The sequence below is a fragment of the Actinokineospora spheciospongiae genome (assembly GCF_003182415.1).
Taxonomy (GTDB): domain Bacteria; phylum Actinomycetota; class Actinomycetes; order Mycobacteriales; family Pseudonocardiaceae; genus Actinokineospora; species Actinokineospora spheciospongiae.
The window spans coordinates 204,906-214,027 of the sequence record NZ_QHCP01000013.1; the positions used below are offsets into that span (position 1 = coordinate 204,906).

Here is a 9,122-nt window from a genome sequence, read left to right on the forward strand (position 1 = left end):
CCCGCGCCGCCGCAGCACCGAGCGTGCCGGATTGTCACCTGTTCGCACCCCCACTCGGGTCTTAACATCTACGGAACCGACCCCGGGGGAGCCCATCGTGACCGTGCCCGAGCAGCGCGCCGCCGCGCGGTCGCGGCTGCCGTGGGTGCGGACCGACCCCGCCTCGGTGCTCGGCACGGCCCGCCGCATCGCCGACGACCTGGCCGACGGCCTGTCCGGGGCCGGGGTGCGGGCGGCGGCCAGGGCCGTGCGCAGGCTCCTCGACGCCGACGCCGTCGGGCTGGCCGACCTGTCCGGCGAACCGGTCTGGTCCGGCCGCGCCCCGGACGGTTCCCGCTGGTCGGAGCTGGTCGAGGCGGCCCGGCAGGGGGAGGCGAGGGCCGGGCGCCCGCCGCTGGTCGCGGTGCCGCTGCACGTGCACGACGAGGTCGCCGGGGCGCTGGTGGTGGCCGGTGCGGTCCGGGTGGGGGCGGTCCGCGAGGTGGCCGACTGGGTCGCCGCCGCCGTGGAGCGGGCGCGGCTGGAGGCCTCCGCCGAGCAGGCCGCGCAGGCGGAGCTGCGGGCGCTGCGCGCGGAGATCTCCCCGCACTTCGTCTACAACGCGCTCACCGTCATCTCCTCGCTGGTGCACTCCGACCCCGACCGGGCGCACGAGCTGATCCTCGACTTCGCCGACTTCAACCGCTACAGCCTCTCCGGGCACGGCGAGTACACCACCGTCGCCGACGAGTTCCACGCCATCGAGACCTACCTGGCCCTGCAGCGCGCCGTGCTCGGTGACCGGCTGCGGGTGCAGGTGCGCGTCGCCCCCGAGGTGCTGGCCGTGGCGATCCCGTACCTGGTGCTGCAACCGCTGGTGGAGAACGCCGTGCGCCACGGCGTCGAACCGCGCGGGGTCGGCGGGTTGGTGCAGGTGCGCGGTGAGGCCGAGGGCGCCGACTGCCTGATCTCGATCGAGGACGACGGCGCGGGGATGGCGCCCGCGCACGCCGAGGCCGTCCTCGCCGGGCGCGGCCCGTCGGGCAGCGTCGGGCTGGCCAACGTGGACCGGCGGCTGCGCGAGGTCTACGGCCCGTGGTACGGGCTGGTGGTCGAGACCGCCGAGGGCGCGGGCACCCGCGTCCTGGTGCGGATGCCGATGTTCTCCCCGGGGGTGATGCCGTGATGGGTGCCGGGCTGCGGGTGCTCGCCGTCGACGACGTGCGGGCCGCGCTCGACGAGCTGTGCAGGCTGCTGCGGGCCGCGCCGGAGGTGGCCGAGGTCCGCGCGGCGGGCGACGCGCTGGGCGCGCTGCGCAGCATCCAGGCCGACCCGCCGGACGCGGTGTTCCTCGACATCTCCATGCCCGGCCTCAGCGGCCTGGAGCTGGCGTCGCTGCTGGCCAGGCTCAGCGAACCCCCGGTGATCGTCTTCGTCACCGCCCACGAGGGCCACGCCGTGTCCGCCTTCGGCATCGGCGCCGTCGACTACCTGCTCAAGCCCGTCCGCGCCGAGCGCCTGGCCGACGCCCTGGCCAGGGTCGGGCGCATGGTCGCCACCCGCACCGCCGTCCCGGCCCCGCGCACCGAGCCGAGCACCCCCGACACCATGCCCGCCCTCCCGGTCGAGGCCGAGGGCCGCACCCGCTACGTCCGCCGCGGCGAGGTCCGCTTCGCCGAGGCCCACGGCGACTACGTCCGCCTGCACACCCCCACCGGCGCCCACCCGGTCCGCATCCCCATCTCCCGCCTGCAGGAGTACTGGGAGGACTTCGGCTTCTCCCGGGTCCACCGCGGCTACCTGCTGGCCCTCGACGCCGTCCGCGAGCTGCGCAGCGACTCCGTGGGCGGGATGCTCGCCCACACCGACGTCGGCGACGTCCCGGTCAGCCGCCGCTGCGTCCGCCCGCTGCGCGAGCGCCTGCTGCTCGCCGCCCGCCGGGGTGAACTCGGCAGGCGGGCCTGAGCGGGTGACCCAGCAGCGCCGCGTGGCGGTGACCAGCCCGCAGACCCGCCTCGCCCACGCCCGCCGCCGCGCGCACACCGCGTGGCGGCCGTCCGCGCTCGACCCGGCCGACGCCGAGCGGGCGCTGCGCGTGTTCGCCGCCCAGCGGCGCCGGGCCGCGGTGGCCGTGGCGGCGCTGGGCGCGCTGGTGTTCGGCCTGCCGGTGCTGCTGGGCGCGCTGCCGGTGCTCGCGGAGGTCCGCCTGCTGGGCATCCCGGTGGCGTGGCCCGCGCTGGTCCTGGTGCCGTTCCCGGCGATGGTGGGGCTGGCCCGCTGGCACCTGCGCCACGCCGAACGGGTCGAGGACCGGCCGTGACGCCGGGGCGCCGGGACCAGCGCCGGGCGGTGCGGTGATCGCGGTCTTCGCCGTGGCACCGGTCGTGCTCGTCACGCTGCTGGTGGGGTTGCGCGGGGTGGCGGCGATGCGGACCACGTCGGACTTCCTGGTCGCCTCGCGCCGGGTCTCGCCGCTGGTGAACTCGGCCGCGGTGTCGGGGGAGTACCTGTCGGCGGCGTCGTTCCTCGGGGTGGCCGGGCTGGTGGTCAAGGACGGCGTCGGGTCGCTGTGGTACCCGGTCGGGTTCACCGCCGGGTACGTGGCGATGCTGGTGCTGGTGGCCGCGCCGATGCGCCGGTCGGGGGCGGTGACCGTGCCGGACTTCGCCGAGGCGCGGCTGGCGTCGCGGCCGCTGCGGGTGCTCAGCGCCGTGGTGGTGCTGGTCATCGCCGGGCTCTACCTGGTGCCCCAGTTCCGCACCGCGGGGTTGGTGCTCAGCGTCGTCAGCGGCACCCCGTACTGGGTGGGGGTGGTGATCGCCGCCGCCGTCGTCAGCGTGACCCTCGCCGTGGGCGGCATGCGCGCGGCCACCTACGTGCAGGCGTTCCAGTTCTGCTTCAAGCTGGTGCTGTTCATCGTCCCGGCGATCTGGCTGCTGCTCTCCGTCGGACCGCAGGTGCGCCACGACGCGGTGCACCCCGTGGAGTTCACCCACTTCACCCGCGACACCACTGTCTCCTTCGGACTCGAAGTCACCCTGGAGGTCCGCGAACCCCTCACCGTCGGCACGCCGGACGGGTCGCGCACCTTCCCGCCGGGGGACCTGCGGGTCACCGCCGGGCAGACCCTGGTGTTCCCGGAGGGGGCGGCGGTGCCGGGGGTGCGCGGCGGCGCGGCGCCCGGGGGCGCGGACTGGCGGCGACCGCTGCTGCACCTGGGCGAGGAGGGGTACCCGCTGCTAACCACCTGGGCCATCCTGCTCGCCACGGTGCTCGGCACGATGGGCCTGCCGCACGTGCTCATGCGCTTCCACACCAGCCCCGACGGCCGCGCCGCCCGCCGCACCGCGGCCATCACCGTCGGGCTGCTCAGCGTCTTCTACCTCTTCCCCGGGGTCTACGGGCTGCTCGGCGCGGTGCTCGTCCCGCAACTGCACCTCAGCGGCGCCACCGACACCGCCGTCGTCGCGCTGCCCGCGCAGGTCGACGCGGGCACCACCGGGGCGGTGTTCACCACGCTGCTCACCGCGGGCGCCTTCGCCGCGTTCCTGGCCACCTCGCTCGGGCTGCTCCTCGTCGTCGCCGGGGCCATCTCGCACGACCTGGTGCCCGGGGGCGTGGGCAGGCTGCGGTTCACCGTGGTGGCCGCCGCCGCGGTCGTGGTGCTGCTCGCCCTGCCGTCCGCCCGGATCGACGTCGGCGTCCTGGTCACCTGGGGGTTCACCGTCGCCGCGGCCACCTTCTGCCCGCTGCTCGTGCTCGGGGTGTGGTGGTCGCGGCTCACCGCCGCGGGCGCCATCGCCGGGGTCACCGCCGGGCTGCTGGCCACCTCCGGGGGCATCGTGGCGTCCCTGTTCGGACCGCCCGCGCACGGGTGGCTGGCCATCCTGATCGCCCAGCCCGCGCCGTGGGCGGTGCCGCTGGCCTTCGCCACCATGATCGGGGTGTCGCTGCTGGGCAGGCCGCCGCCCTGGGCCGCCGCGGCCATGCTGCGCCTGCACCTGGTCGAGCGCGGCAGCCGGACCACCAGCACACCATCACCCGAACGAGAGCTTGACGGACGTGACCTGGGCCACTCGTCGTGGGCCACCCGCCGCTCGTCAGCCGTTCGTCGTGTGACACGACGGTTGAGCCGCTGACCGTTCACCGTCCGTGCGTCCCTCCCTAGCCTCTCCCGCGAAACCCTGTGCGAGGAGGCACCATGAGTTCGACCGAACGGCCACCGGACGAGCGGGACTGGTCGGAGGTCCAGTCCAGCGCGGAGTTCGTGGAGCTGCGCAGGCGACTGCGCGTCTTCGTGTTCCCGATGACCGGGTTCTTCCTGCTCTGGTACCTGGTCTACGTGCTGCTCGCCGACTACGCCCACGGCTTCATGGCGACCAAGGTCTTCGGCAACGTCAACGTCGGGCTCATCCTCGGCCTGCTCCAGTTCGCCTCCACCTTCGTCATCACCGGCGTCTACGTCCGCTACGCCAACCGCAAGCTCGACCCGCTGGCCACCAAGCTGCGCGAGGACATCGAGGGCGCGACCCCCGCCGGAGGTGCCGGATGACCCTCGCCCAAAGCGTGGAGGGCAACAACCCCGCGCTCAACATCGGCATCTTCGCCGCGTTCGTGGTCATCACCCTGGTCGTCGTGTTCCGGGCCAGCCGCAACACCAGGTCCGCCTCGGACTACTACGCCGCGGGCCGGGCGTTCACCGGCCCGCAGAACGGCATCGCCATCGCGGGCGACTACCTCTCCGCCGCGTCGTTCCTCGGCATCGCGGGCGCCATCGCGGTCAACGGCTACGACGGCTTCCTCTACTCGATCGGCTTCCTCGTCGCCTGGCTGGTGGCGCTGCTGCTGGTCGCCGAACTGCTGCGCAACACCGGCAAGTTCACCATGGGCGACGTCCTCGCGTTCCGGATGAAGCAGCGCCCGGTCCGGGCCGCGGCGGCCACGTCCACGCTCATCGTGTCCTTCTTCTACCTGCTGGCGCAGATGGCGGGGGCGGGCGGCCTGGTCGCGCTGCTGCTCGGCGTCACCGGCACCGGCGCCCAGGCACTGGTCATCGCCGTCGTCGGGGTGATCATGATCGTGTACGTGCTGGTCGGCGGCATGAAGGGCACCACGTGGGTGCAGATCATCAAGGCCGCGCTGCTCATCGCGGGCGCCCTGGTGATGACCCTGTGGGTGCTCGCCAAGTACGGCTTCAACCTCTCCTCGCTGCTGCAGGGCGCGGTCGACAAGGCGGGCGCGGTCGGCGAGAAGCTGCTCAGCCCCGGCAAGCAGTACGGCGCCACCGGCACCAGCAAGCTCGACTTCCTGTCCCTGGGCATCGCGCTGGTCCTGGGCACCGCGGGCCTGCCGCACGTGCTGATGCGCTTCTACACCGTGCCCACCGCCCGCGAGGCCCGCCGCTCGGTGGTCTGGGCGATCGGCCTGATCGGCGTGTTCTACCTGTTCACCCTGGTCCTCGGCTACGGCGCGGGCGCCCTGGTGGGCCCGGACACGATCAGCAAGGCACCCGGCGGGGTCAACTCGGCGGCGCCGCTGCTGGCCCAGGCCCTCGGCGGGCCGGTGCTGCTCGGGCTGATCGCCGCCATCGCCTTCGCCACCATCCTGGCCGTGGTCGCCGGGCTGACGATCACCGCGTCGGCCTCCTTCGCCCACGACGTCTACGCCAACGTCATCCGCCGCGGCAAGACCACCCCGGCCGCGGAGGTGCGGGTCGCCCGGATCACCGCGGTCGTCATCGGCGCGGTCGCCATCGCGGGCGGCATCCTCGCCAACGGGCAGAACGTCGCCTTCCTGGTGGCGCTCGCCTTCGCCGTGGCGGCCTCGGCGAACCTGCCGACGATCCTGTACTCGCTGTTCTGGAAGCGGTTCAACACCCGCGGCGCGCTGTGGAGCATCTACGGCGGGCTGATCTCCTCGATCGTGCTCATCGTGTTCTCCCCGGCGGTCTCCGGCACCGCCAAGTCGATGATCACCAGCGTGGACTTCCACTGGTTCCCGCTGCAGAACCCGGGCATCATCTCGATCCCGGCGGGCTTCCTGCTCGGCTGGCTGGGCACGGTCCTGTCCAAGGAGCGCGACCCGGGCAAGCAGGCCGAGATGGAGGTGCGGGCCCTGACCGGGGTCGGCGCCGAGAAGGCGGTGGCGCACTAGGCCGCCGCTGGTCGAGCAGCGGCAACGGGCTTCCGCCGGTCGGCGGAAGCCCGTTCGCTTGTCCGGCGGGGCCGCCCCGACCACGGGACGCTATGCAGGTGAACGTGCATAGATGCATTCCGGTGGTCCTGCTGGCGCTGCTCACCCTGGCCGGGTGCAAGGTGCCCATCGGCACCGAGGACGCGGCCCCTGCATCTCCCACCTCCGCACCCCCGGCCGCCCCCGCCGCCTCCGGCGACCGCGCGGCCCTGATGGCGCAACTCGGCGCGGCCAAGCCCGAGGACACCGGCGCCCACTACAACCGCGACGACTGGGGCGACTGGGCCTACGACCCCAAGACCAAGTGCAACACCCGCGAACAGGTCCTCGCCCGCGACGGCCAGGGCGTGGCCGTGGACTCCCAGTGCCGACCCACCTGCCCGACCACCGCCTGCTGGACCAGCCGCTACGACGGGGTCCAGGCCAAGGACGCCGCCGACCTCCAGATCGACCACATCGTCCCCATCGCCGAGGCCAACCGCTCCGGCGCCCGCGGCTGGAGCGCCGAGCAGCGCAACGCCTACTACAACGACATGACCAACCTGGTCGCCGTCTCCGCCAGGTCGAACGGCCAGAAGAGCGACAGCGACCCGGCGCAATGGCGCCCCACCGACGCCTACTCCTGCGAGTACGCGACCGCCTACACCACCGTCAAGGTCAAGTACCACCTCACGGCGGACGACCGCGAAATCGCGGCCCTCAACGCCATGCTCAACACCTGCCCGCGCTGACCGGGAAGACGAAGAGCGGGGGCCCGGCGAACCGGACCCCCGCTCCCGCGACCGGATCAGTGCGAGCTGTGGGATCAGACGCCCGCGATCGACCGAATCCACGAGCGGTAGGTGGTCACGTTGGTGTAGTTCGTGACCGTGGCGCGGTCACTGGTGGAGGCCACGCCGACCTGGCGGCCGTTGCCGAACATCGGACCACCGGAGTCACCGCCCGCGGTGATGCCGTTGACCCGGGTCGCCTGCACCGCGACGCCGTTGTAGGCGTCCCGGGCGTTGGTGCTGCGCACGCTGACCGTGGCCACCTTCAGGTAGCGCGACTGGCAGTTGATCTCCGGCTGGTTGGTGCAGGTGGCACCCCAGCCGTAGACCTGCACGTTCTGCCCCACCCGCACGTCGGTCGAGGTGCCCAGCGGCGCGTAGGTCGCCGAGACGCTGCGGTCGAGGTAGGCGATCGCCAGGTCCGAGGCCGAGTGGCGGTAGATCGTGGCCGCGTTGGCCAGGGTGCCGCCGCTGGTCTGGTCCAGGCTGCCGATCCGGAAGCTGATCGTCCCGCTGGCCACGCAGTGCTTCGCGGTGAGCACGTAGCGCGGGGCGATGATCGTCGCCGAGCACGACTGCTGCCCGTTGGAGAACAGCCGGGCCGCCCACGGGGCGTTGGAGGCGGTGCCGCCGCCGATGATCGTCGGGGTCAGCACCGGGTCGGACGGCGGAGCGGGGGCGGCCAGCGCGGCGGGGGCGCCGACGACCAGCGCGGCCAGCGAGAGGGCAGCGACCAACAAACGCTTCATGAGGGGAGTTCTCGATTCTGCGGTCGGAACCGCGCAGGGTGGAATCGGGAATGCGCCGACCGGTGGGACGACCGGCCGAACGCCCCTCCACCATTTCACCGCAATCCGGGAGCCCGCAAGGACCACTCGTTCCCAGTCATCCACAGCGCCCACCACCCGCGAACGACGACGGCCGCGCCCCGGGCGGGGCGCGGCCGTCGGGGTGGTGCCGAGTCAGGCGGCGTCGACCAGGATCGTCGTCCGCGCGGGCTGTGCGACGAGGGCCGAGGCGTAGTTGCGCTGGACCTGGGCGCGCTCGGTGGCGTTGGGCAGGGCGTTGGCGCAACTGACCGGGGCCGAGCTGCCGGACATCAGGTCCGAGCACAGACCGGTGCGGCGGTCGGGGAGCCCGAGGCTGTGGCCGAACTCGTGGGTGATGATCCGGACGACGTTGTAGCCGTCGTTCACCGCCTCCCGGCCGAACCAGACCGTGCCCGAGCCGGTGGGGCGGACCGGACCGAGGGTGGCGCGGGGCCAGCCGTTGTCGGCGATCACCCGGATGTTGACCCGCTGGCCGGAGGCCGCCTTGACGAGGCGGACGTTGGTGACCGACGCGTTCCAGTTGGCGGCGCCCTGGGCCACGGCGGACTTGAACTCGGCCGCCAGGCTGTCGTCGTAGGTGAGGGTGACGACCGCGGCGGGGGCGGGCGCGGGGGCCGCCGAGGCGGGGGCGGCTCCGGCGATCACCCCGGCTCCCACGGCCAGGGCGGTGGTCACCAGGGCGAACGTGCGTCTGAACATGGGGGTCCTCCTCGTGTGCGGCCCACCTCGTGGGCGGGCCGACCGGCTGCGACCTGGCGCGAGTGCGCACCGTGACTACCTCTACTCGGGGAGTAGTCCGATTCCGGGGCAGAAGTGACCGCGATCACAAACATTGACTTTCCCAGGGTGTCCAGGGGTCATAAGTGAACGGCAGGTGTCGGTACATGCCGGTTGATCAGCGGAAACAGGCCGTCCGGGGCCGTCGGAGGGGTTCGGCGGCCGGAGCGGTGCGCACAGGCTCGCGGGCGGATGGGCCGCGTGGAGAACCATTGGGCCACAACGGTTTCCGCGCCCAAACGGGCCGACCGGAGGCTTTGGGGGACCCCCGATTTGATCCCCGGTTTGGCGCCGTGTAACTTTATCCAAGTCAGAGCGACACGGGCCGGGAAAACAACCGGAACGGGCACTGACCGGGGGTCACGAACCAAGCTCCCACCTAGCGGTGGTAGAGTGGGTGACCTTGAAGCGCGAGACAAAACATGGCTTGCAATACCAGCCTCGGATGAGGCCGCGCCTGAACAGGGTCGGTTGAATCGGATGTGCGTGTGTTGTTTGAGAACTCAACAGTGTGCCGATTTAAGCCAGTAGAGCTTAATATCATGAAACCCTGTCAGGGGTTTCCTTTGAGATG

At 72.6% G+C, this 9,122-nt stretch carries 9 protein-coding genes; 7 read left to right on the forward strand and 2 right to left on the reverse strand.

Going from position 1 to position 9,122, the window contains the following annotated elements; genetic code table 11:
* Positions 1-97: 97 nt before the first annotated feature.
* The 7 genes from DFQ13_RS28035 to DFQ13_RS28065 all read left to right on the forward strand — a co-directional run bounded on the left by DFQ13_RS28035 (position 98) and on the right by DFQ13_RS28065 (position 6,902).
* Positions 98-1,165 carry a sensor histidine kinase gene (locus DFQ13_RS28035; protein ID WP_407643217.1) on the forward strand — a complete coding sequence of 356 codons (1,068 nt, stop codon included), beginning with the start codon at positions 98-100 and terminating at the stop codon, positions 1,163-1,165.
* The gene (locus DFQ13_RS28040) at positions 1,165-1,944 is read left to right on the forward strand and encodes a LytR/AlgR family response regulator transcription factor (RefSeq protein ID WP_035280432.1); all 780 of its coding nucleotides are present in this window, start codon (positions 1,165-1,167) and stop codon (positions 1,942-1,944) included. The genes DFQ13_RS28035 and DFQ13_RS28040 overlap by 1 nt, the downstream gene beginning before the upstream one ends.
* Before the next feature lie 4 nt (positions 1,945-1,948).
* A complete protein-coding gene (locus DFQ13_RS28045; RefSeq protein ID WP_110081942.1) occupies positions 1,949-2,299 on the forward strand; it encodes a hypothetical protein in 351 nt (116 codons plus the stop codon).
* Positions 2,300-2,333: 34 nt separating this feature from the next.
* Complete coding sequence (locus DFQ13_RS28050; protein WP_110081943.1) at positions 2,334-4,118, forward strand: sodium/solute symporter; 1,785 nt, start codon at positions 2,334-2,336, stop codon at positions 4,116-4,118.
* A gap of 62 nt (positions 4,119-4,180) precedes the next feature.
* A complete protein-coding gene (locus tag DFQ13_RS28055; RefSeq protein WP_035280426.1) occupies positions 4,181-4,531 on the forward strand; it encodes a DUF485 domain-containing protein in 351 nt (116 codons plus the stop codon).
* The gene (locus tag DFQ13_RS28060) at positions 4,528-6,132 is read left to right on the forward strand and encodes a solute symporter family protein (protein ID WP_110081944.1); all 1,605 of its coding nucleotides are present in this window, start codon (positions 4,528-4,530) and stop codon (positions 6,130-6,132) included. Before DFQ13_RS28055 ends, DFQ13_RS28060 begins: the two co-directional genes overlap by 4 nt.
* Positions 6,133-6,224: 92 nt before the next feature.
* Complete coding sequence (locus tag DFQ13_RS28065; protein ID WP_052020916.1) at positions 6,225-6,902, forward strand: HNH endonuclease family protein; 678 nt, start codon at positions 6,225-6,227, stop codon at positions 6,900-6,902.
* Between the two features lie 74 nt (positions 6,903-6,976).
* Here DFQ13_RS28065 and DFQ13_RS28070 read toward each other — a convergent pair whose 3' ends face one another.
* A complete protein-coding gene (locus tag DFQ13_RS28070; RefSeq protein ID WP_035280424.1) occupies positions 6,977-7,690 on the reverse strand; it encodes a S1 family peptidase in 714 nt (237 codons plus the stop codon).
* A 213-nt stretch (positions 7,691-7,903) separates the two neighbouring features.
* On the reverse strand, positions 7,904-8,470 hold the full coding sequence (locus tag DFQ13_RS28075; protein WP_035280422.1) for a snapalysin family zinc-dependent metalloprotease: 567 nt from the start codon (positions 8,468-8,470) through the stop codon (positions 7,904-7,906).
* Between the last annotated feature and the right edge of the window lie 652 nt (positions 8,471-9,122).